The sequence below is a fragment of the Rhizobium sp. Rhizsp82 genome (genome assembly GCF_047325115.1).
Taxonomy (GTDB): Bacteria; Pseudomonadota; Alphaproteobacteria; order Rhizobiales; family Rhizobiaceae; genus Rhizobium.
Genome location: NZ_CP168569.1, coordinates 105,883 through 128,959 on the forward strand (window position 1 = coordinate 105,883; position 23,077 = coordinate 128,959).

General features: G+C 57.4%; 18 protein-coding genes and 2 pseudogenes. 13 read left to right on the plus strand and 7 right to left on the minus strand.

Annotation, left to right across the window (positions count from 1 at the left end; genetic code table 11):
• From treS to ACEN84_RS00570, 3 genes are all read left to right on the plus strand, one after another.
• Positions 1-3,297, plus strand: a complete 3,297-nt coding sequence (gene treS, locus ACEN84_RS00560; protein ID WP_413708858.1) for a maltose alpha-D-glucosyltransferase — start codon at positions 1-3, stop codon at positions 3,295-3,297.
• Complete coding sequence (glgB, locus tag ACEN84_RS00565; protein WP_413708859.1) at positions 3,294-5,510, plus strand: 1,4-alpha-glucan branching protein GlgB; 2,217 nt, start codon at positions 3,294-3,296, stop codon at positions 5,508-5,510. The genes treS and glgB overlap by 4 nt, the downstream gene beginning before the upstream one ends.
• A 588-nt stretch (positions 5,511-6,098) precedes the next feature.
• Positions 6,099-6,341 carry a DUF2934 domain-containing protein gene (locus ACEN84_RS00570; RefSeq protein WP_112715789.1) on the plus strand — a complete coding sequence of 81 codons (243 nt, stop codon included), beginning with the start codon at positions 6,099-6,101 and terminating at the stop codon, positions 6,339-6,341.
• A gap of 29 nt (positions 6,342-6,370) precedes the next feature.
• Here the strand turns inward: ACEN84_RS00570 and ACEN84_RS00575 are convergent, their stop codons facing one another.
• Complete coding sequence (locus ACEN84_RS00575; protein WP_413708860.1) at positions 6,371-7,285, minus strand: DMT family transporter; 915 nt, start codon at positions 7,283-7,285, stop codon at positions 6,371-6,373.
• A gap of 75 nt (positions 7,286-7,360) precedes the next feature.
• On the opposite strand from ACEN84_RS00575, the gene ACEN84_RS00580 reads away from it, so the two are divergent.
• The 3 genes from ACEN84_RS00580 to ACEN84_RS00590 all read left to right on the plus strand — a co-directional run bounded on the left by ACEN84_RS00580 (position 7,361) and on the right by ACEN84_RS00590 (position 10,569).
• Complete coding sequence (locus ACEN84_RS00580; RefSeq protein WP_413708861.1) at positions 7,361-7,960, plus strand: CGNR zinc finger domain-containing protein; 600 nt, start codon at positions 7,361-7,363, stop codon at positions 7,958-7,960.
• A gap of 905 nt (positions 7,961-8,865) precedes the next feature.
• Entirely contained in the window at positions 8,866-9,228 is a 363-nt protein-coding gene (locus tag ACEN84_RS00585) for a hypothetical protein (protein WP_112715795.1), read from the plus strand.
• A gap of 120 nt (positions 9,229-9,348) precedes the next feature.
• Positions 9,349-10,569, plus strand: a complete 1,221-nt coding sequence (locus ACEN84_RS00590; protein ID WP_413708862.1) for an adenylate/guanylate cyclase domain-containing protein — start codon at positions 9,349-9,351, stop codon at positions 10,567-10,569.
• A 268-nt stretch (positions 10,570-10,837) separates the two neighbouring features.
• On the opposite strand, the gene ACEN84_RS00595 is transcribed toward ACEN84_RS00590, so the two are convergent.
• Genes ACEN84_RS00595 through ACEN84_RS00605 form a run of 3 tightly spaced genes read right to left on the minus strand, consistent with a single transcriptional unit; the run spans position 10,838 to position 12,790 of the window.
• Positions 10,838-11,827 (minus strand): DUF3618 domain-containing protein, encoded by a 990-nt coding sequence (locus tag ACEN84_RS00595; RefSeq protein WP_413708863.1) that lies wholly within the window; start codon positions 11,825-11,827, stop codon positions 10,838-10,840.
• The gene (locus ACEN84_RS00600) at positions 11,827-12,243 is read right to left on the minus strand and encodes a phage holin family protein (protein WP_413708864.1); all 417 of its coding nucleotides are present in this window, start codon (positions 12,241-12,243) and stop codon (positions 11,827-11,829) included. The genes ACEN84_RS00595 and ACEN84_RS00600 overlap by 1 nt, the downstream gene beginning before the upstream one ends.
• The gene (locus ACEN84_RS00605; protein WP_413708865.1) at positions 12,236-12,790 is read right to left on the minus strand and encodes a nutrient deprivation-induced protein; all 555 of its coding nucleotides are present in this window, start codon (positions 12,788-12,790) and stop codon (positions 12,236-12,238) included. The genes ACEN84_RS00600 and ACEN84_RS00605 overlap by 8 nt, the downstream gene beginning before the upstream one ends.
• Before the next feature lie 758 nt (positions 12,791-13,548).
• On the opposite strand from ACEN84_RS00605, the gene ACEN84_RS00610 reads away from it, so the two are divergent.
• From ACEN84_RS00610 to ACEN84_RS00630, 5 genes are all read left to right on the plus strand, one after another.
• A complete protein-coding gene (locus tag ACEN84_RS00610; protein WP_413708866.1) occupies positions 13,549-14,190 on the plus strand; it encodes a hypothetical protein in 642 nt (213 codons plus the stop codon).
• Between the two features lie 707 nt (positions 14,191-14,897).
• On the plus strand, positions 14,898-15,251 hold the full coding sequence (locus ACEN84_RS00615) for an ArsR/SmtB family transcription factor (RefSeq protein ID WP_413708867.1): 354 nt from the start codon (positions 14,898-14,900) through the stop codon (positions 15,249-15,251).
• A 1,730-nt stretch (positions 15,252-16,981) separates the two neighbouring features.
• Positions 16,982-18,109 (plus strand): PAS domain-containing protein, encoded by a 1,128-nt coding sequence (locus ACEN84_RS00620; RefSeq protein ID WP_413708868.1) that lies wholly within the window; start codon positions 16,982-16,984, stop codon positions 18,107-18,109.
• The gene (locus tag ACEN84_RS00625) at positions 18,106-18,537 is read left to right on the plus strand and encodes a response regulator (RefSeq protein ID WP_112715815.1); all 432 of its coding nucleotides are present in this window, start codon (positions 18,106-18,108) and stop codon (positions 18,535-18,537) included. The genes ACEN84_RS00620 and ACEN84_RS00625 overlap by 4 nt, the downstream gene beginning before the upstream one ends.
• A gap of 6 nt (positions 18,538-18,543) precedes the next feature.
• The gene (locus ACEN84_RS00630; protein ID WP_413708869.1) at positions 18,544-18,762 is read left to right on the plus strand and encodes a hypothetical protein; all 219 of its coding nucleotides are present in this window, start codon (positions 18,544-18,546) and stop codon (positions 18,760-18,762) included.
• Between the two features lie 205 nt (positions 18,763-18,967).
• Here the strand turns inward: ACEN84_RS00630 and ACEN84_RS00635 are convergent, their stop codons facing one another.
• Positions 18,968-19,423, minus strand: a complete 456-nt coding sequence (locus tag ACEN84_RS00635) for a ferritin-like domain-containing protein (protein WP_413708870.1) — start codon at positions 19,421-19,423, stop codon at positions 18,968-18,970.
• 79 nt (positions 19,424-19,502) lie between these two features.
• Positions 19,503-19,737 (minus strand): annotated as a pseudogene (locus ACEN84_RS00640) (DUF378 domain-containing protein).
• 274 nt (positions 19,738-20,011) lie between these two features.
• Here ACEN84_RS00640 and ACEN84_RS00645 point away from each other — a divergent pair.
• Positions 20,012-20,119, plus strand: coding sequence for a hypothetical protein (locus tag ACEN84_RS00645; protein WP_413708871.1), 108 nt, complete (start codon positions 20,012-20,014; stop codon positions 20,117-20,119).
• Between the two features lie 778 nt (positions 20,120-20,897).
• Here ACEN84_RS00645 and ACEN84_RS00650 read toward each other — a convergent pair.
• Positions 20,898-21,892: pseudogene (locus ACEN84_RS00650) on the minus strand (ATP-binding protein).
• On the opposite strand from ACEN84_RS00650, the gene ACEN84_RS00655 reads away from it, so the two are divergent.
• Positions 21,813-22,793 carry a DUF4105 domain-containing protein gene (locus ACEN84_RS00655; protein ID WP_413708872.1) on the plus strand — a complete coding sequence of 327 codons (981 nt, stop codon included), beginning with the start codon at positions 21,813-21,815 and terminating at the stop codon, positions 22,791-22,793. The pseudogene ACEN84_RS00650 and the gene ACEN84_RS00655 overlap by 80 nt on opposite strands.
• The last annotated feature ends 284 nt before the right edge of the window (positions 22,794-23,077 follow it).

The following is a 23,077-nucleotide window of genomic DNA, read 5'->3' on the forward strand; positions in this document are numbered from 1 at the left end:
ATGGAAGACGTGTCGAGAAGCGAAGGCCGGGCAGAGACAGCCGACGCCACGCTGTGGTATAAAGATGCAATCATCTACCAGTTGCACATCAAATCGTTCTATGACGCCAACGGTGACGGAATTGGGGATTTTGAAGGTCTATTCGAGAAGCTTGATCATATCGCTTCGCTTGGCGTGAACGCGATCTGGCTCCTGCCTTTCTTTCCTTCGCCACGGCGCGACGATGGTTATGACATCGCCGACTATGGGAGCGTCAGTCCCGACTACGGCACGATCGAAGACTTTCGCAAATTCGTAGCCGCCGCCCACGAACGCAATATTCGGGTTATCATCGAGCTGGTCATCAACCACACGTCCGATCAGCACCCGTGGTTTCAACGTGCGCGCCAGTCACCCGCGGGAAGCCCGGAGCGCGACTTCTACGTCTGGTCCGACACAGACCAGAAATTTCTTGAGACCCGTATCATCTTCATCGACACCGAGAAGTCCAACTGGACGTGGGATCCGACGGCTGGAGCGTACTATTGGCATCGCTTTTATTCGCACCAGCCTGATCTGAATTTCGACAACCCCTTGGTGATGAAGGAACTTCTGTCGGTGATGCGCTTCTGGCTGGAAACTGGCATTGACGGCTTCCGACTGGACGCGATCCCCTATTTGGTAGAACGCGAGGGAACAAACAACGAGAACTTGCCGGAAACGCATGCGATCCTGAAGCGCATTCGCGCCGCGCTCGATGAGACACATCCCGGCGTGATGCTGCTTGCGGAAGCCAACCAGTGGCCGGAAGATACCCGGGAATATTTTGGAGACGGGGACGAGTGCCACATGGCATTTCATTTTCCGCTGATGCCCCGGATGTACATGGCGATCGCCAAGGAGGACAGGTTTCCGATTACCGACATCATGCGTCAGACGCCGGATATTCCCGACAGCTGTCAGTGGGCGATTTTCCTGAGAAACCACGATGAGCTGACGCTTGAAATGGTGACGGATGCCGAGCGCGATTATCTTTGGGAAACATATGCCTCCGACAGGCGAGCACGCATAAATCTCGGTATCCGCCGTCGCCTGGCTCCGTTGATGGAGCGCGATCGCCGGCGTATTGAGCTGATGAACGCGCTTCTGCTGTCGATGCAGGGTACGCCGGTTCTTTACTACGGTGATGAGATCGGGATGGGCGACAACATCTACCTTGGCGATCGCGACGGCGTTCGAACCCCGATGCAGTGGTCGCCCGACCGCAATGGCGGCTTCTCAAGGGCCAATCCCGCCCGCCTGGTCCTTCCGCCCGTTTCGGACGCGCAGTATGGCTATGAAGCGCTCAACGTCGAGTCCCAAACATCAGACGCGCACTCGCTGTTAAACTGGACCCGGCGCATGCTTTCGCTGCGCGGCCGGCACCCCGCATTTGGCAGAGGGTCGCTTCGGTTTCTTTCTCCTGACAACCGGCGTATTCTGGCCTATCTCCGAGAGCACGCAGACGAGGTTATCCTGTGCGTGGCAAACCTATCGCGGGTACCTCAAGCCGTTGAATTGGACCTCTCCGCCTACGAAGGCCGCGTGCCTGTCGAGCTGACCGGCATGTCACCGTTCCCGCCAATCGGCCAGCTTACCTATCTTCTGACGTTGCCGCCCTATGGGTTTTTCTGGTTCCAGCTCAATGCTGAATCGGATGGTCCGGCATGGCGCACGGCTCCGCCGGAACAGTTGCCCGATTTTCACACGGTCGTCATTCGCCGAAGCCTCACGGAGCTGGTTGATGAACCTCAGCATCAGAGGGCGCTCGGCAACGACATCCTTCCAGCATATCTTTCAAGACGGCGGTGGTTTGGTGCCAAGGATCAGTCGCTTCAATCGGCAAGGCTTGTTTCGGCGACGCCGATCCCATTCGCTGATGGGATAGTGCTGGGCGAGCTCGAGGCCATCCTGCCTGATCACGTTGAGACTTATCAGCTCCCGCTCGCCATCGAATGGGATGACACCACGACGAACATCCTGGGCCAGCAACTTGCCTTGGCTCGCATTCGTCAAGGACGACGTGTTGGATTTCTCACCGACGGTTTTGCGGTGGAGCCAATGGCGCGGGGTTTGATCGAGAGCCTGAAGAACCGCTCGACCGTGACCGGTCGTTCCGGCACGATAGACTTCATCGGGACCGATTACTTGGACCAGCTGGATATCACCGCCGAAATGGAGATCCGATGGCTATCGGCGGAGCAGTCGAACAGTTCTCTGATCGTCGGCGAGATCGCCATGATCAAGCTTATAAGGCATGTCTTCGAGGGCGTTCATCCCGAAGTTGAAATGACGCGCTATCTTACCGAGCAGGGATATGAACACACCGCTCCACTTCTCGGCGAAGTCGCGCGTAATGACGCGGACGGGCGGCGGTGGACACTTGCCGTCGTACAAGGCGCAATCCGTAACCAGGGCGATGCGTGGAACTGGATGCTCGCCAATCTGCGTCGGGTTGCAGATGAGGTTGCAACCACCGAAGCGGAGCCTGACGCCGCTGACGACGAGCTACAGCCGCTTTTGAACTTCGTTGCTATGATCGGCCAGCGCCTGGGTGAACTTCACGTCCTGCTTGCGCGACCAAGTGAAGATCCATCTTTCGCGCCGCGGAAAGCGGATGAGGCTGACGTTGCTGGCATCGAAAGATCAGTGACCGGCGAGATCGCCTACGCCTTCTCCAAGTTGGAGGAGCTGGCGGACACGCCCGACAGCGCGATCGAGAAGGATATTCGCAGTCTCTTGGCGCAAAGGGAGCAGATATCTCAATTGGCTGCAAGATTGTGTGGACGGGCGGCAGACGCCGTGCTGACACGCACCCATGGGGATTTTCATCTAGGTCAAATACTCGTGACGGAAGGTGACGCCGTCATCATCGACTTCGAAGGCGAACCGGCGCGCAATCTCGCTGAGCGGCGTGCAAAGACCAGCCCCTTGCGGGACGCCGCCGGTCTTTTGCGATCTCTTGACTATCTCGTTGCCACGGCGACTCTTGAAAATGATGCCGTGTCCGACCATCACGACGAGCGCAGGCGCTTGTTTGTCAACCGCTTTGGCAAAGCAGCTGAGGAGCTTTTTCTTCAGAAATATATCCACGCGTTGTCTGCATCACCAGATCTGCCGAGCGATCCGAAGACCATACGTGCGCTTCTCGACATCTTCCTTTTGGAGAAGGCAGCGTATGAGATCGCCTACGAGGCACGCAATCGCCCGAAGTGGCTGCCAATTCCCCTGGCCGGCTTCAGCGCAATCGTGTCACGCCTTGACGGAGAACGGGCATGATGGAGCCGTCGACGGTCGACACATCTAGTTTGGCTCCCGGCGAACTTCTCGCAATCGTCGAGGGCCGTCATGGCGATCCCTTCGCGTTTCTGGGACCCCACCGGTCGCAAGACGGGCGAATTACAGTTCGCACGTTCGTTCCTGGCGCTCTAGGCGTCGAATTGGTCGACCGCGCAACGGGTGCTGTGCTTGCAGGGTCGTCGCTGGTGCATGCAGGCGGTGTGTTCCTCGGCCCGGTCCAAAGTGACGCAGGATATAAGCTGAGAATCCTCTGGCCAAACGGCGCCCAGGAGACGGAAGATCCCTATCGGTTCGGCCCCCTGCTTGGTGATCTCGACCTGCATTTGATTTCGCAAGGAACGCACTACCAACTTTCGTCGGCTCTCGGTGCAAATCCGGTCACCGTCGACGGCATCCAGGGTGTGCGTTTTGCGGTCTGGGCGCCAAATGCGCGCCGGGTCTCGGTGGTTGGAGATTTCAACAGCTGGGACGGTCGGCGCCACCCAATGCGCTTGCGGCGTGAGGCAGGTGTCTGGGAAATCTTCATCCCAGATCTGACGGTTGGCGACCGCTACAAATTCGAAATTTTGGACGGGCAGGGCAATCTGCTTGCTCAGAAGGCGGATCCAGTGGCCCGGGCTTCGGAAGCCGCGCCTTCCACTGCATCCATCGTTGCCTCAACCGAACCGGTGAAATGGCGGGATGCTGAATGGCTCGAACGGCGGGCTCAGAGGGACATTCTGGACGGTCCGATATCGATCTATGAAGTCCATGCCGGATCCTGGCTTCGGGACATGACGGATGGCGGGCGTTCGCTCGATTGGTTCGAACTGTCCCAGCGGCTGATCCCCTATGTCAAGGAGATGGGGTTTACGCATGTGGAGCTTATGCCGATCATGGAATATCCTTTCGGGGGTTCATGGGGATATCAGCCACTGGGCCTTTTTGCCCCGACGGGACGGTATGGAACGCCGGAAGACTTCGGATATTTCGTCGACCGCTGCCACGAAAGCGGGATCGGCGTCATCCTTGACTGGGTGCCGGCCCATTTCCCAAGTGATGTCTGGGGTCTGGCGCGCTTCGACGGAACTGCGCTCTACGAGCATGAGGATCCAAGAGAGGGCTATCACAAGGACTGGAACACGCTGATCTACAACCTCGGGCGGTCCGAAGTGAAAGGGTTCCTGATCGCAAGCGCCCTTGAATGGCTTGACAGGTACCATGTCGATGGTCTGCGGGTCGACGCCGTTGCCTCGATGCTTTACCGCGATTACAGCCGAGCCGAGGGTGAATGGATCCCGAACCGGTACGGAGGGCGAGAGAACCTGGAAGCCATAGAGTTTTTCAAGCACCTCAACAGCGTCGTTCGCGACCGCCACCCGAATATCTTGATGATCGCCGAAGAATCGACGGCCTTTCCGAAGGTCACAGCCTCGCCGGCTGACGGCGGCCTGGGGTTCGACATGAAATGGAACATGGGGTGGATGCATGACACCCTTCACTACATTTCGGACAATCCGGTCTATCGCAAGTATCACCATGGCTCGATGACCTTCGGGATGGTCTACGCTTACACTGAGCGGTTTGTCCTGCCGTTTTCCCACGATGAGGTGGTTCACGGCAAGGGATCGATGCTGGGTAAGATGCCAGGTGACGACTGGCAAAAACATGCCAATCTCAGAGCCCTGTACGGCTTCATGTGGGGCCATCCAGGGAAGAAGCTGATATTTATGGGTTGTGAGATCGGCCAGAAGAACGAATGGAATCACGACGCCTCGCTCGACTGGGATCTTCTCGACGACCCTCGTCATCGTGGTCTTCAGAGGTTGGTGAGAGACCTTAATCGCGTTTATGCTCACTTTCCATGCCTGCAATATGGCGATCTGCACCCGGACGGGTTCGAGTGGGCGGTCGCCGACGACGCTGAGAATTCCGTCCTGGCGATGATCCGCTACGATCAGACCCGCGACACCGCCTGCGTGATTGTATCCAATTTCACGCCCGTCCCGCGCCAAGGCTATCGAATTGGCGTGCCTCTCGATGGCCTTTGGCGCAAGATACTCAATACGGACGACACCGTATATGGAGGCTCGGGAACCGATATAGGCGACGTTGCTGTACAGTTCGTTGCCGCTCACGGCCGGCCAATGTCGATCGAGGCTGATCTGCCACCTTTGTCGACTGTCATGTACATTAGAGATCGAAATCGATGAAACCCTCGCAGCCGAAAGCGGGTGCGCGACTGGCCAGCAAGAGGATGTATTTGGCACTGTACCGCGGGTATGAACGGCCTTCATATATGAACTTTGCCAGCTGAACGCTCCATCGATGATGCAGCGCCCCAGGTGTGACGTCGACCTGGGACGGTTGAGCTGGAGAGAGTCGCAAGTAGGCTCTGAGAGATATAGCGGACGATCTCCCACGTTCTTGGCGGCGGCCGAATGAGTTACCGCGGTTCCACCGGTTGCATGGCTTTCCACTCTCAGATGCGGCTATTAGCCGATTGGTGTCGATACCCTTTCCAGCCGAGAGGCGCGATTGTCGCCTTCCGGCGCTTTTGCACGGCCTGTCCGTTATCACACGACGCTAGGGTCGGCACCAAACTGTGATGGCCTTGTCACACCAGACGGAAAGTCCATTTTCCGGGCGATCCTTGCGTCTCGAACCCGCACTCCTGGATGAGCTCAATAGAACCGCAATGGGCGCGGTGCAGCCGCAGGTGCCGTCAATCCGGATCCTAGCTGCGGAACTTGTACGCCGCATGTTGGTTATGCGCAAAGGAAAAACGGGAGGACGGCTCCATGGACGACAAAGACCAGAAGCGACGCGAGCGGGCTTACAAGATTTGGGAAGACGAAGGAAGACCGGAAGGTGCTGATCTTGATCATTGGCAACGAGCCGAAGATCAACATGAAGCGACAGAGGCGGAAGTAGCGGCGGAGGTGACCGGTGAAAATCCAGCTGCTTCAGCCCCTGAGTTGGGCAAGGATAAGCCTTCGCCGGTTCCGCCGCCGATTTCAAAGCCGGCCAGAAAACGGCGTTGAGCTATACGCGGTAGACGTAATGGCGCCCTTCATCGACGCGGAGTTGCCTTCTCCGAAGATCGTGGACCGCACAGGCACGTTGCCGCCGACAACAGCATGAGCATTATGCCAATGACGTTCGCGACTGTAATCGTTTCCTGCGCAAAGAGGGCGCCAACAACGACGGCGATGACGGGAGAAACAAAGGCGAACATACCGGCTCGGCTCGGTCCGGCGTCCCTCAGGAGCTGCATGTACAGTCTGTAACCGACCAGCGAACCAAAAATCACCAGGAAAAGCCATCCTGCGAACGCTCCCATAGTCCAGTTGCTTAATGCTAATGCGCTTGGGTTTTCGCCGCAGATCACGGCCCCGGCGGAAAGCAGCAGCCCGCCGACGAATGTTGTCGAGCCCGCAACAACTGCGCTCCCGTGTCTTGCAATGAGCGGTTTTGCGAGCACCGAGCCCAATGCGGACGAAGCCGCAGCCCAGCAGACGGCAAGGATGCCAAGCCAGGCGCCCCTATCGTAGCTCACCTGTGCTTCACCGACGAAGAGCAGATATAGTCCGAGGGATCCGACGGCGAGACCGATCGTTGCTGCCCAGCTCCAGGTTTCCTGACGCAAAGCCACCCCGAAAACGAACAAGCAAACCGGTGTCAAAGACATTTCCAGCACCGCGGCAGTGCCTGAAGGTATCTTTGTCATTCCCCAGAAGAGTGGGCCATAGCACAGCGTGATCATCAGCAGACTGGCTATAATAAGCCCGCACCAATCAACAGCCAGCGCTCGTATCGACTGACCCTGCCACATCGCAATCCCCAAGAAGATAGTTCCTGCAGCGACGAAACGCAAAGCTGCGAAAAGCATTGGTGGCAAGCTCGTGACGCCGAACTTGACGGCGATCCAGGTTAAACCCCAGACAGCGCAGAGGACTGCAAATTTCCCGTAGTTTGAACCTGACATGGCTTGGACCCCGATTGTGTAACGCGTAAAATCAATTTATACCGTTACAACTTCGGCAGCATCATCGGGTTCCCTATGGCGAAATCAGTAAGCACCATGCGCTTGAGCGGCGGGCACCCCGCCCTGGATTTTGTCAATACAGTTGACAGCCGCCGAGGTCGGTGGGGCCCGGATCTCCTGACAAAGTTCGTCGACCTTGTCACTTTCAGTCAAAGGGTGGATCTCATTTCTGGGGCTGCGGCTGCAACTCTAAGGCAGGCGGCAGAGGCTAGCCCTGGGGCGGCTGCCAAGGCGCTGGCGACGGGAATTGATCTCCGTGAGAGCCTTTATCGTGTCTTTCTCGAAGAAGACGGGGGCGCGATTGCCCCGGAAGGTGATGTAAATGTCGTCAAAGCGGCTGCGATCGTTGCTCGAAGCCATCAAGTCTTCGAGCAACTTGCCGGCGGGTGGGCTTGGACAACAAAGGTCGAGACGCCCGCCGACCTCGTGCATGTGCTTTCGAGCTCCGCTGCCGACCTGCTAGTGTCGCGACCGAACCGACGATCGGTGAAGGAGTGCAAAGGCGACAATTGCGGTTGGTTGTTTCTCGATACATCAAAAGGCGGACGGCGGATCTGGTGCTCGGAAGCAAGCTGCGGCGTCCACAATCGCGTCAGGAAATTTAGGCAAAGTTGATGACCCTCGTCGGTCGCGCTTGGGGCGCGGGGGTCATCTAAATCACGTGGGTCGCCGTTTCATCACAGCCAAGGCCAGAACCATTGTCATGGCTGAGCCGGAAACCGGTTGCGAAATGGATAACGCTGGAAGGATGTATCCATCCGTTCAGGGCCTAAGCCAGGACCCCTCATCACGGTGTGGCGCGTTAACCGGATCTTAACCATCCGCTGCCATCTTCGGGCTGCATTCCCCCATGAGTGCACCTCATTTTTAGGCGCGTGTCCGTTCAAGCGGCACGCGCCGTTTTTCTTCCCGGTTCATCGATAAGGTGCTCGTCATCGGCCATGCGGGGCCGCGGTGCGTCGCGATCCGCATCGGCGTGACACGCTCGGCTTCGTCGACCATCCGCGATGAACGGAACCGACGCCCTGTTCGCGGGTTACTCCCGCGAAAAACGAGGGATGCCCTGCATGAGCAATGAAGAAGACGCACCGTTGGTCACGTACAACAGAATTGATGGGAAGGCCTTCTTCGTTTTTCAGCGGCGCCGTTATGATCTTCCAGGTCAGTACAGAAGCCTCTCAGACGCCCAATACGTGGCTGAGAAGCAGTGTCGGTCTATGGGGTGGCAGCGCGATGAGCCGTGAGCATGTCGGCGGACCCGCTTGATGACCGAACCGAATGCGCGAACAGCAACTGAGGAAGGTGTTCTTGAGCGTCGCGCGAGACGACTAGCACCTCGACCAAACGGGGGCAAGGTGCTCAACCGGTGGGCCGCCAGCCACCGTTTGGCGTCCGGGACGTGCTAAGCTGACACATGGATAAACGGGTCATTCAGCTTGAATTCATGCCGCGCGTCGTAATTCTTATCCAAACCGGCGACGCCCGCGGTAGGAGCGGGGCACAAAAATCGGAGTAACCTAATGTTCAAAAAGATTGTTTTAGCTGCGGTGGTCGCTGCATTTGCCGCTCCGATCGCCCTGGCTCCCGCGGCCGCGGACGCGCAGGACTACTACAATCGCGGGTGGCGGGATCACCGCGGTTGGGATGGCTGGGACGGACCGCGGCGGGATTGGCGCAGGCATAGACATCACAATGACTATGGCGGCGCAATTGCAGGCGGGCTTGCAGGTGGTCTGATCGGGGGCATCATAGCTGGCTCGATAGAAAACAGCGCACCGCGATATTATGCGGCTCCGGCTCGGGAGTGCTGGTACGAACGCAGGACGGTGCAGGACCGATACGATTACGGTTATCATACTGAACGGGTTCAGGTCTGCAACTAGATTGCCAGGTTGAGCCTCGGGCGATAAGCGCCGACAATCTGAGGAACCACAGCTTGATGGACAAAACCTCCTTCCCCATTGCGCTTGGCACCCTTAGGATGTGCGGGCAGGAGGACCTCTATGAGCAATACCGTTTCACACCTTCCACGCACGCGCAGTGGATCGTGGCCCCACAAGCGTCGAGCGGTCCTCGATTGGTTGATGTATGACACGAGCGCGCAGCGGTTCCTTGACAACTTGCTGGTGGAAATGTGCGAGAGGCTCGTGGCTGACGGTATATCAGTCGCCAGATCGTCTCTTCACCTAAGAATTCAGCATCCGCAATGGCAGGGTGCCCGGATACTGTGGCAATCCGGTGCAGTCGAAGCCGAGATCGATACATTCGACTACAACGTCGACACCACTGAGATTTTCCTCCGCAAACCAGCCACCGAAATTTACAACGGAGCTCTGGAAGTACGGCAACATCTCGTTGCGCGTACCGACGAGATATCCAAGTACCCACTTTTTGAAGAGCTCCACCGCGAGGGATATACCGACTATGTTGCGTGGCCGATCAAACATACACTCGGAAAGTGCCACGTCGTCACCTTCGCCACCAAGAGGCCGCTCGGGTTCCTCCAGCACGAGATGGATTACCTGAAGGACTTGTTGCCTGCGCTGGCATTGGCAAGCGAGATCCGGATGAAGAATGCTATGGCCCGCACGCTTCTCGAAACATACGTAGGCGCTCACGCAGGCGCTGAAATTCTAGCCGGTGCTACGACGCGAGGCAGTGGAAAGACCTTCAAAGCCGCAATCATGATCTGCGACCTGCGAGACTTCACGGCCTTGTCAGATCTGTGGCCCCGTGACGATATAATCGAAATTCTAAACGGCTACTTCGACGCGATTTGTGACCCAATCGAGACCCGCGGTGGCGAGATATTGAAGTTTATGGGAGATGGCCTTCTGGCTATTTTCCCGCTCAGCAACCCGGACGCCTGCGACGATCTCCTCTACGCGATCAAAGAGGGGCAGTCGCGAATGGAAACCCTGAACGGTCAACTTTTGGAAACCGGTAAGGACGCTCTGCGCTACGGCATTGGGGTACATGTCGGCGATGTCATGTATGGCAACATAGGGTCGCGGAAACGTCTGGATTTCACTGCGATCGGACCTGCGGTCAACATCGCATCGAGGCTGGAGGAATTCACCAAGAAGACCAAACAATCAGTGTTGCTTTCTGCGGAGTTCATATCACTAGCAAATTGCTCTTCAGAGGTTGTAGCACTGGGATCCCATCGGTTGCGCGGTCTTGAAACGCCCGTCAGCATATTCGGTTTAATTGAAGAAGGGTGAGGTGTCGATCACACCTGAATACTCGGCGACCGGCTCGGAAGAATCCGATCGGCTCGAGAGAGACGCGTTCCACCGTGGCCCGAGCCGATGAGCATGAGCTTGGTCGGCGTTTCCCACTTCATGTGCTGGTGACGCTGGCCTGCAACGCTATTGCGTATCAACGCTCTGGGACCGGCAGCGAGCGCCAAATTGAGGCGCAAGCTGCTGTCGCAACTTATGGAGGTGGCGCTGAAACCAGAAGCTCGGCTGCGGCCTGCTCCTCAAGGTCTTAGGTGGCCGGCCGACCGCTCCCGTATTGATCGACTTCGCCAACGATCCGTTCTTTAACGGCATCGTGAACGTCTGAGGCTACCGAAACGGCGGTATCGTAGGTATCCGACGCCAATCCTTTGCTCTGATCAAGCAACTCGGAAGCATGGTCAGCAACGTTCTCCTTAACCTTGTCGGCCACGTCGCCCAGAACATCGTCTTCTGCACCGGTGGGCGGAATAGCCGCTCCTATTGCGGCGCCCACGGCAAAGGCGAGAGCACCGCCGACGATCGGCTGCTCACGAAACTGCTTTAGGATCATTGCGTTTATCCGTGCTGACTGATCATGCAGGCTTGCGGCCGCCGTCGAGGCCGACGTCGCTGCGTTGCCTGTCGCATCACTAGTCTTGTGCGCGATACCGTCCGCGGCATCCGTGATTTGTTTCCAGGTGTCGGAAGCCCACCCCGTCGCGGCGCCTAGCACGGCACCCGCCTCGTCTAAGATGCGCGTGATCTGTCTGCCGGCGGCGTCGCTGAAACCTCTGTAAATTCTGCCATTTGAATCAACGAAGTGTCCGGCGCGTCGACCGGCATCATCGGTCAAAGCTTTAAACCGGTGGCCGGCGTCGTCGGCGAAGTGGCTGTATCGAGCACCACCGACGTCTTCCGGAGGACCCACCCGCCGCACGACGCCCTGAGCAGGGTACAACGGATAGTGCTCGTCACCGGCGGATGCCTTGGCGCTCGGCGCCCCTGCCTGCTTGGCGATCAACCATGCCAGACTGACCCCCATCAGCGCGACGGGTAAGGGGTTTTCTTTGAGGGCCTTGCCGAGGTTGCTGACATACTCACCCCCGCCGCTGGACTTGGCGTAGGCAATAACTTCGTCAACGAGTTGGCCAGGCGACATTTTCTCCTGGATCGCTTCAATGCGCGTTTCGATCCTTTTCCGATCCTCATCGATTTCTTGCTGGAGGTCTGCTGATGATTTTTCCGACGAGGGGGTCATTAGATCTTCTCCTTGACGATGCCGACATCGCGGCGAAGAGACGTTGTTGTGCGATCGAGTTTCAGGTTGGAGGATCGCAAAGCGGCGATCCCTCTGGAGACAAGCACCCAGGCGACGACGCCAATCACCGCTCCGACGATCAGCGCTGCAAGCGCGTTCGATTCTGCGTCGCCCATGCCGTTGCGAACGAACAGGAGGGCCAGGCCGCTGACCAGAGCACTCAGTAGAACGCCGACGGCGCCGATCGAGAGTACGAGGCCGACCACTATGACCTCGATACCCCCGAGTGCCGAGGCAATTCTTTCTGATGCCTCGGTCTTGGCAAGGTCGATCTCCTTGCGCATCAAGCCGGACACATCTGCAATCAGACCGCTGATCAATTCAGAGAGCGGCGCATTTTGATTCTGCTCAGCCATCGATAGACCCCTCCGTCAAATCCTGAGACCCTGCCTTTCGCCCGGAACTGCGAGCGGTCGGGTCCATTTCAGACAGGGCTTTACGCTTAGCCGAAGCCGTGAGAAAGCGGCTGGCTGTCAGTCCAGCCAGTGCGGCGGCGCCAAGGAAGGCCAGTGGCTGCTTACGACCGAAGTCCTCGGCCATCCCAGCAAGGGCGCCGAGGTCCTTGCCTTCCATGTCTTTGGCGATAGCTTGGAGGCTGGCGCCGATTTGCCTGGCGTAGCGGCCCACTTCAGCTTGTTCACCATTTTCGAGCTCGGCGCCAACCTTCTGCAGGGCAGTGGCTATCCCTGTGACTTGGCGGGCGGCAAAACCCGTCTGTTCAGCAACAGTTTCCTGAACTTTTTGCATTGCGGTATCAGAGCCGTGCTTGACGGCTTCCTTCGTCGCGGTGACGTCATCCGCTATTTTGGCCTGGAGATCTTCAAAAGTGGCCGTGTGACCGGCGGCGGCACTGGAAACGCCGTTCTCGTTTGGGCCACGTGGGCTCGATGGATCGCTTGGCATGAGATCTCCTCCTCGATGGGACTAGCAGTCGTGAATGGGCGCCGAACCTGAACTGAAGCCAAATGTTCCACAAATTGCGGCGCCGTGTCTGGAGCTTCCATGGTCCAGGTCGTCGATGAAACGGTCGTAACCGGGATATCGGCAATTTAGGCTTTTCGGCCGATTGGCGCGCCGTCGCGGCTGGGCGCTTGTGCAGCGCTCAATGTCCTTCTTCGCAGCCCTTTTCTGGCAAGGTGCGGCCCCGGCTCTGTTCGCAACCGAGCGGCTGTCAAGCGACCCTGCCATACTGGCCCTTCGTTTCTCGGTTGGCTTTCTTAACGCGCAGACCGCAACCTGCCGCTTGGTGCTGCCATGTCGTTGCGCTCTTTATTGGTGATGCCATCTGACCGGGCGATGGTGGAGCGCTGACAGCGCTGACAGCGCAAGCCGGGCCGCTTCTGTTGAGGGCTACCGAAGCGGGAGCTCTTCGATATTTTCGACAGCTGGTCGAGGCCACAGAAACGCGAGGCTTAAGTTCCGATAGATGATGCGTCATAATACGCTGACGCGGCTTGCATAATGGCGCTCGTGGCAGTGCTGCTACGGCTGAGACGGTTTTGATTGTTCCGTCCAGGACAAGTGTCATTAGATGATGCCGGAGCAGGTCGCGTTGATGGGCAGGCTGTCGAAACTTGCGCAGCTCCATTTACATCAGATAGCGATTTGAATAGTTGATGCGGATGGCAAAATTGGCCTCTTCGACAGCGAGGGCGAAACCGATGAAAAGAGCGCACAAAAATTTCATAGTGGAGTACAAGGGGGGGACCCGTCGGAGTGCGGATAAGCCGACGTCCATCTGGGGAAACCTGGACCTAAAGTCGATTTCAGAAGACGTGGAGAATGAACTGCACTCCAATATGCGGCGACCAGCAGCTGAGATTGGAGCGAGCAGCGAGACGCAGCAGGCACCGGTCGTAGAGCGGCAGAACAATAACTTGCCGCTGCAAGTCAAAGCTGTGGAACCGGGCGCTGAGCCGAGAACCGAACTCGGGATGAGAAGCGACATCTCTCCTGCCATCGCAGAGCCGAAGGACGAGATTGTCCCAAAATCAACTGACGCGCATCCAGTCCCCGCTGCCGACGTTGCGGAGGCGACAACCAGCAACCGGTCAAAAAGCGCGGATGAGAAGCGGCCTCGTGCGCAAAAGCCGAAGTCGCCCATGTCTGATCCAGTTACGACTAAATACAAACCCCGGAAATCAGCGGCACGGTCTGATGTTGCTCTCCTGCCCCCCTCGCTCGCCATTGAGGAAGAGCGGGCTGAGCTGCAGCAGCTTGAAGATGAAAACAGGAGGCTGCGAACGCTTCTTGTCGAAAAACTGCGCGCTGAGAACGCATTTCTTCGCCGCCGCCTTGCCTGAATATCAGGAGTGATGTGTTTATGCTCGACACTCTGGTCCTCAATGCCGCGTTGAAGACCCTCTGCAGAGAGTTCAAGGTCGAGCGCGATCGACACTGTGTGCTTCGTCTCGCAACCTTGCTTATCCAACTGTCGAAGACTGGAATTACCGACACCGGTAAGCTTGTCGCAAACGCGAGACGAGATTTTGCAGCTGGCTTGAACTCGGAGGACCTGGATTAACTAACGAGGAGAGCTCCCCCAGGTTAGCAATCTGGCCTGCCAGCCGTTAGTTCAGTTGGTTGATACTCCGCGGCTCATGACACGTGCCACTTCCACGACAGCTAGCCTCATGCCAAGCTCGCTAAAATTGCGACCGCGAACAACGAGCTCGAGACCGCGAGAGTCATCGAATTTTGAAAAGCATGCGGGCATCCATGTGGAGAGGTCGGCACCCTTACCGCTTCGCAGCATCGTTCCATCGCTCGTCAAAAACGATTGCCAACGTGCACAGGCTTTCCCCAAGGCTTGCGATCCAGACTGTGCCCATCCATCCGCAGCGCAGACGTGCTCGGACGGTATACTGGCATGCAACTATCCGATGGCACTGGTACTTCTTTTATTAGCAGGCGCTTGAAATCCCGTCTAATCAATTTGGTACGGCAACGCACAGACAGGTGGCGCTTCAACGCTGGTGCTCCAGATATGGAAGAAGGAGCAGCCGACATCATGGACGACGAAATCCGATTAAAAGTCTCTCTACTGGATGCATTGGCGAACCCGGTTCGCTTCCGTGTTCTGTCTCACCTCATCGGGCACGAAATGAGCATCAGCGAGCTAACAGGGAAATGCCGTACAACCCGACGCAATGTTACCTATGCGCTCACGCAACTGCATCGAGATGGCTTCGTGTCTCGACGGTTCGAAAAACAGACTGCCCTTTATTCTTGCGGTCACCCCGGCATCATCAGGCTTTTTGATGTCACCAGCGGTATCATCCAGGCTGACCGGAAGGAAATAGACCTGGAGCGAAGACGCTCCCGTAGCTCAAGACATCGATGCGCTGGAGAGGTTGAGCAATAGCGTGAAAAACTTTTTGCGAAGATAGCCTGCGCATCGAAGCCGGTTCACCACGATGGTCACCGCTTTTCCGTATCGTCTATTTTCCACTGTCGCGGAACGGTGCGAGCGCTACCCGCATCGGGCTCCATGATCGTTTGCCACGCAATCAATCAGGGTCTGGCGCCCCTTCCGCGACAGCTTGGCGGCGGTTAGGCTGCATCAGTTCAGCGGCCCGGGCGCGCTGCCAAACTATCCGTGCTGCACGCCGCGTCCTTCAGAGAAAGACGGATACTCGCGCACCCCTCCCTCAGCAAGTTCTTCTCCGACCTCTGCCTCAGCCGCGCTTGCCTGCATTGGAACAATAGGATCTGTCCGATGTTTCGCGAACGGAGGAAATCGAAATGCGCAGAATGACGAAGTTTATTCTCATGGGGCTCTCTGCCATGAGCAGCCCGACGGTGACCCCCGTCATTGCCGCAGCCCAGGATCTCGAACTCCGGGTGCGAACCGGGGGGAGTGGTGTTTACCCTGCCGATGACGAGGGAGATCGCCAGGATTGGTGTCACGTCAGAACATGTGAGCGAGATGAACGCGCTTAGATGCTTGCGGTGAAGAACGTCGCCCGGCAGAGACAGTCATCAACTCAGAGCAGGACCTCAGGCGAAAAGCTGGTCGTCCGGCAAGCAAGGTCGTCATCGGGATTTCGGCTCCCCCGGCAGCTCTTCTGTGTGCGCCGGTCCAGCCGGAAGGCTTTTCTCGGTATGATTTCTGTCCGGGGGCTGGATCGGCGCAGTAGATGCTTGGGATACGTAGATCCCGGCTCCGAGCGCGAGGATAGCCACTATAAAAGAGCCGGCAATCGCTCCAATCGATCTCTTAGGATCCTGCGATATCATTCCGAACGCCAGAGCGAACCCCAAGAGGGCCGCCCCGCCGGAGACGACAAAAAGCCAAATATAGTTCACGGCATCCTCCAATTTTTGCTGCAGATATTGCGGCTCAATGATTGATAAGCGACCAAACTCATGGGGATGGACCGCATGCATCAACTCATGTTTATGATGCTCGTCTAACAATGAGATATGAACGTGGTTCCACGACAGCAAGGCTCAGGTAGCTGCATTAACGGCCGGCAAAGGATTCGAACTCGATAAAGGTTCACCGTCTCCAATTCGTGGCGGAAGAGACGGGCCAACCATCTGGCGATCAGACAAACATGCACTCGCGCATTATGCTGTCGCCTTATCAACCACCCCGGCGTTGCGAGCTGATTATCGTGCTGCGATAATCGCGGCGCGTGGGCCGGAGCGTTGCCTCCTCTATCGCCAACCCCAAAAAAAGAGCGCGCTGCGTATTTTGCAACCGCGCCAACTGCTGGAGGGATGGAACTTTTTTCACTCTATTCCATTTCGTGACTGGCCTTACTGCTGCAGGGGCTTTCTCGTTTGTATTGCTGGTGAGACGCCGGCGTGACCTTTGGTGAATTGTGCCACAGATAAAGCTGATTTTGATCGCCGGTTTCCTACATCCGGCAAAGTCGCAGTTGGAGACGCGATTATTGACAAACAGGCGTGGCGCAATTCTCTAGAACCGATGCCGAGTGCCCGGGCTTTCTTTGAGTGAGATGACCAGTCCGCTTGTTCTTACAAAAAAAGCCGTCTCTGCGGGCCGATAAATTCGAAATTCGGTTGCGCCCGATGCCGGTTTCGCCGCAGTCTACCGCACCCTGCTCAACCACAATCTGAGATGTTATGACTGATAACGAACAAAGAAGGAATGCTGCACAAACCGCCGGCGACCGCCTTGTCGCCAGGCACGTTCGTGAAGACCCCTTCGCCGCGGCCTTCAAGGCGACCAGGATGCCGATGATCGTTACCGACCCCAATCAGGACGACAATCCGATTATATTTTGCAATGCGGCGTTCGAGAAGTTGACCGGCTACTCTGCTGAGGAAGTCGTCGGCCGGAATTGTCGGTTCTTACAGGGGCCCAACACCAGTCGTGAGGCCGTCGCTAGGATCCGTGCTTCTGTGGAAGCCGGCTCTGATATCGCCGTCGATATCCTGAACTATAAGAAGGATGGCAGCGAGTTCTGGAACGCTCTTTTCTTGTCTCCCGTCAGGGATGACGACAACCGAATTGTCTACTTCTTCGCATCTCAGCTGGACTTCACCAACGTCAAGAGCCGCGAGGCCGACCTCGCTGCGGCACGCCACAAAGCCGAAGAGGAGGTCGCGAAGAACACTGAACGGCTTCAATCAGCGCTGGGCGCAAAAACCTTACTCGTGCATGAGGTCGATCATCGGGTGAAGAACAACCTGCTTACGATGGCATCAATCGTAAAATTGCAGGCTCGCATAACGAAGAACCAAGACCATCGACAGATCCTCATGTCAGTGCTCAACCGCGTTGAAGCTCTCAGTACGGTCCAGCGCAAACTCTTTACGCTGGACGACGTTTCCCGCTTCGATATCGCGGACGTTGCCCGCGAAATGGTCTCGGATCTGGTCGGTGCGATCAAGCGGCCGGATATTCGCCTGACGCATGAGCTTCATCCAGTTTATGTCCCTGCGGTGAAAGCCACCCCGCTGGCGCTCATCGTTAACGAACTTGTTGGGGACGCCGTACGCCGGGGGCTGAGTGATGGCGGCGGCCAGATCCACGTGGTCGTCAAGCGACTGAACGGTCATTTTCTGATCCGCGTAGAGGACACTTCAATTCCAGTGGAAGTAGATATCGAGACCGCTGAAATCGGCCGTATCCTTCTGGAGACCTCTGCAAGGCAAGTTGGGGCAAAGATCGAAAGACGGATCGAGGGTCATCGAACCACTGTTGACGTAACGATGCTCGTGGAAGCGCCGCAGGAGAGTAAAAATTGAAAGTACTTATTGTCGAGGACGAAATGCTGTTGGCGATGGAGCTTGAGAACGAGGTGGAGATGGCCGGCCATCAAGTAATCGGTACTGCCGCTACCCGAGACCAGGCACGGGAAGCAATCGCGGCGCAGCGGCCGGAATTCGCCTTCGTGGATATCCATCTACAAGATGGCCCCACAGGCATCGAGGTGGGGCGGGACTTAGCCGCCAAGAACATTCCCTATGTGTTTGTCAGCGGCAACATCAAGAAGATACCGAGAGATTTCGCTGGAGCACTCGGCGCGATTGAGAAGCCGTACACGATCAACGGTATGAAAAACGCGCTCGCCTACATTTCCGGGCTGATTGAAGGATGCGTTGAACTCAACCCTCCGGCGTCTCTCGTCCTGGCTGAGGACGTCGAACTTATTGAGGCAGGCCCGCGGATCTAGGAAAGCGTGACGGCAGAAGCAAAGAACCCTCAGATGGCGTTGGCAGAGATCAAGCCGCGCATTGCCGACCTTGTCGACGAGCTTGTGGCCAAGGGCGCCGATAGACTCTCGATCATCTACGTGATCGAGAAGGAAGCCGATGCGCTGCGCGACAGACCGCAGTTGGGAAAGCGAGACGTACCGCCCGCCCGGCCAACCAACAGGTGGCAGATCGAGGACGTCTAGGCCTTGCAAGCCGGATCAAAGAACATGCCCGCTATCTTCTCAGAACCCCCGGGCCAGCCCGAACCGGTTTATTCTACTGCGTATTCAGCGAACCTGCTGGCACGTATCAGTGTCGCCGGAAAATCTTGCGCACGGCCTCTAGTTAATCCTCCTTGGCGTTACGAAAAGGCGAGAGCGCTGAGCATACGCTAAGCGCTCTACACATTTAGATTTTCGCGGTTTCGCCCGCCTCGCGCAGGCTGAGGAATTTCGTCGTTACCGCGACGATGTTCGCATCCAGCCACTCCGCCATTGCCCGCTCCTCCGCCAGACTGGCCTGCAGGCCCGTCGTTGCAGCTGAATACCCGCCTGCCTCAGCGACGGTCAGCAGTGACTTGTAGGCGGCAATCTCAAAGTTTTCGAAGGCGTAGTTGGCAAATGAGTTCTTGAGAATTTCATCCCCAGCAACTGAATGTCCCATCGCTGCCATAGCTCCGGTGAGAGACAGTGCCATGTCTTTGAGTGAAGAGTGGTCCTCGTCTAAAGCGGCGAGGATGTCTTCAAGCCGTTGAATCTGGCCATCCGTCTCGGCGATGTGCTGCTCAAGTTTCGCGGCGATCTCCGGATAGTTCTCAATCCGCTTTATCTGAGGTTTCATTATGCTGAGCGCTTGATTCTCCATTGCATGGGCGTTGCGGAGACCGGTAACAAAAATCTCGCGGTTTGATTGTCAGTCATGCTCTCATGCTCCATTGGTTTTGTTAGTGGCGAATGGAATTTGCTTCAGCAGCGGTCTGGTCTGCAGACATCGCACGGAAAAGCGGACCGAGCTGCCAAATCGCGGATAGGCCGACCAGAACGTACACAACGACAGAAAAGGTGCTGTCCTGGCCACCGAATAGGCTCGCAACCAGGTCAGTGTTTGCAAGCCCGACCAGCAACCAGTTGATCCCGCCAATGATGGAGAAGAAGGGTAATGATGTTTACGATGCGCATTTTCTTCTCCGAGGTTGGAGGCAGGCAAACTTGCGGCCGCCGGCCGTTGTTCCCCGACAACCGCGCCAAAATCCCGCTCGCGGCCTGTGTACGGTCCCGTACCGGGCGGATACCGCAAAAGCAGACTGACATATCTTGCAGCTGCTGCCACCGCCGCCGTCTGCTTTTGCTTTTATCTTCCATTTGCAAGATGAAACATGAGGCTCAAGTGGGGCCCCGCGAACAATAGCAAAGGGTGTCCAGCGCTGGACGTGGCGGCCTGCAAGCGCCAACCGTGTTAACGCGCGCCGTCGATTTGGGAAGCATCTGGGCGGGGAAAGGCGTTACGGTTAGCGCCGGCTCCCTTGTAAATACGCACGAGAGATCGCCCCACGGGTGGTAGGGCTGGGTTTAGCCTGGGTTTTATGAGGCGATCTCCTGTGCGACGGAGCATGACGGCCGTCGAACGCAAACACGCAGCCATCTCCAGGCAGTTGGAGAGAGGAGACGACCCGGGCGAGGGGAGGGCCCGCGCCATTTGATAAGGTAATCGATTTCCCGGAAATGTCGATTGTGTCGACCGTACAAAACAAAACGGGCTTGGCCTAAATCTGGATTTCGATCCAAGCAAAACGCCATTCGTCTGGTTTTCCCATTGAATGAGTATATTGCGCCGTGCCGGCCAGATCCTGTCGTTTCCGGAGTTCCTGAACAAGCCAACTGGCAGATGGAATTCCCTTGAGCTGGCATCGATGGATTGCGCTTTCGACGTCACTAATCGTCCCAAGGCCAACTGTTGGCACGGCGCCAGGCTTCATCAAGGTCCAACTATATTGCCGCATCCTTCCTCCACTGACACAACAGAGCCCTTGATCATGGCACACAGCGCGTGTGTGATTGTCGACTTCGCGCTCGCCTGGCGAAAGGCCATATAGACGTCACCTTAATGCGGAACTCAAGTTGAGGTTCCGCAAGCAAACGTTTGGAGATGGCATCGGTCGCCGTACAAATAGTGTTAAGCCGGACCGTGGACGCAATTGTTTGGAGCTGCGCTAACGCCGCAAGTGTGAGGCAAAACCGGCTCGCCGCCACGCTCAATCGCCCAGGGCTGTTGGTTTCCACGCGGAACTGAGCCGGTTTTTCCACCGAGAAGTGAGCCACCTCTAGGTATGGTTTTCTGATCAGGCTTCGGTCAAGGGATTGGCCTTTTCTCCTCTCTTCTGTGCGGCTGCGGCCGAGCTGGCCTTGAAGCGGAAGCTGTCGTTCCCGGTTTCGAGGATGTGGCGACGGTGGGTCAGCCGGTCCAGCAAAGCCGTGGTCATCTTGGCGTCTCCGAAGACGGTGGCCCATTCGCTGAAGCTGAGGTTGGTGATTATGACGCCGCTGGTGCGCTCGTAGAGCTTGCTCAACAGGTGGAAGAGCAGCGCTCCGCCTGAGGCACTGAACGGTAGGGATAGAGTTCATCGAGGATCAGCAGATCGAGACGAACCAGCGTCTCAGCGATCTGGCCTGCCTTGCCGTTGGCCTTCTCCTGCTCGAGCGCGTTGACCAGTTCGATGGTTGAGAAGAAGCTGACCTTGCGGCGATGATGCTCGATCGCCTGGACACCGAGGGCGGTCGCGACATGAGTTTTCCTGTGCCCGGTCCGCCGACAGTCGTTCGCCGGTTCCTCGATCACCGCAGTGTCGTCGTTCGCCGGATAAGGGTCTCGATCCAGCGCGACCTTGAGGTTTTCCACCTCCTCGGTAATGGCGTCGAAGACGTCTTCCTGTTTCGCCCCGGCGACGACAAAGGTATCGGCCAAGTCTTCCAGTCTGTCGCGCAGGCGTGCCCTCCAGTTGTCGGTCATGGCTTCCGCCTCTTCTTGACGGACCTCTCGCTTAGCCACGCCATCTGCCGCCGCCAGGCCCTCCGCTGCATTCCTCCGTCCATCACTTCCATTCAGACGGTTGGAAACTCGTATCAGCCGCATGTCGTAGATCCCGGCGAGGGCTATCAGGATCGACCCGCAAGTGGCATTCTCGGTCTGAAGTCCCAAGGGCAACCGGAGGAAGGCGATGGGTTGGCATCGGGCCATTCGGCTGGCAAGCTGGATCATGCTGGCATTCCTGCTAACGGTTGCCGCAGCGTGGGCAACACTTGCTCTGTGGTACCGCCTTCCAGCTTCCGAGTTCATGAGAGCCCTTGTCGCCGGGCTTTTCGCGCTTTTGAGCGCCTCGGCGATGGCAGGATTGTTTACGCGGTGGCGCTTGAGGGCAGCCGCCGCATACGTGTTGACCTTCGCAGTGGTCGTTGCCTGGTGGAATTCGATCGAGCCCCCAAGATACGGAACCTGGGCCGCCGACGTCGCCAGACAGGCCACGGGAACTATCGACGGCGATGTCCTCACGCTGTTCAACGTGCGCGACTTCGAGTGGCGGAGTAGCACCGAGGCGGTCAATCAGCGCTGGATGACGCGAACCTACGATCTGAGCAAGCTGCGGACACTCGACCTCATTATGTCCTACTGGTCGGGGCCGGAGATCGCCCACGTGATCTTCAGCTTCGGCTTCGATGACGGCGAACAGCTCGCATGGTCGATCGAGGTTCGCCGGTCAGAAGGAGGTGCCTTCTCCCCTCTTGCGGATCTGTTCAAGAGCAACCCGATGGTGCTCATCGCAGCCGAAGAAAGAGATGTTGTCGGCGTGCGTTCGAACTTCCGCGGCGAGGATGTCCAGCTCTACCGTCTCAGGGCCTCTCCTAAACAGATGCGGTCGTTGCTTCGCGAGTATGTGACAGATGCGAACGCTCTCGCCGAGACCCCGCAATTCTATAATTCCCTGACCAGCAACTGCACCACGACCGTGCTCAAGATGATGCGTGTAGTTGGGGCCAGCGTGCCGCTGGACTGGCGTCTGATCATCAACGGCTACCTGCCCGAATACGCCTACGAACGAGGAGCACTGAACAACTCGGTTCCACTGGACGAGCTCAGGGCATCCTCTCACATCGGCGAACGAGCCCGTCGCGACGGCCTCTCGCCGAAGTTTTCAAAGGAGATCAGGGTTGGCGTCCCCTCGAACTCGGGAGCACCCTGAAAGAGTTCGACCTTCGACAAGTTACCCCGACTTGCAGCGCTCGTGCGGGCGAGATCGCACGCGAGTTTGGTGGCGAAGAACAGCGTCCTGCGGATCCCTCGTGGATGGCTATCCGTTCGATCTCGCGAAACTGTTCACGCCACCGGGTTGACGACAGCGTTTCACCAAGCGGCGGCTGAAGCGAAATAGGGGAGCCGAATGGTAGCATCAGGAAGCGGCAGGCGCGACGTACGATACGATCATTTATCCTCAGGTGATTGTAGGTCGTGCGCCATGGCTGGTAT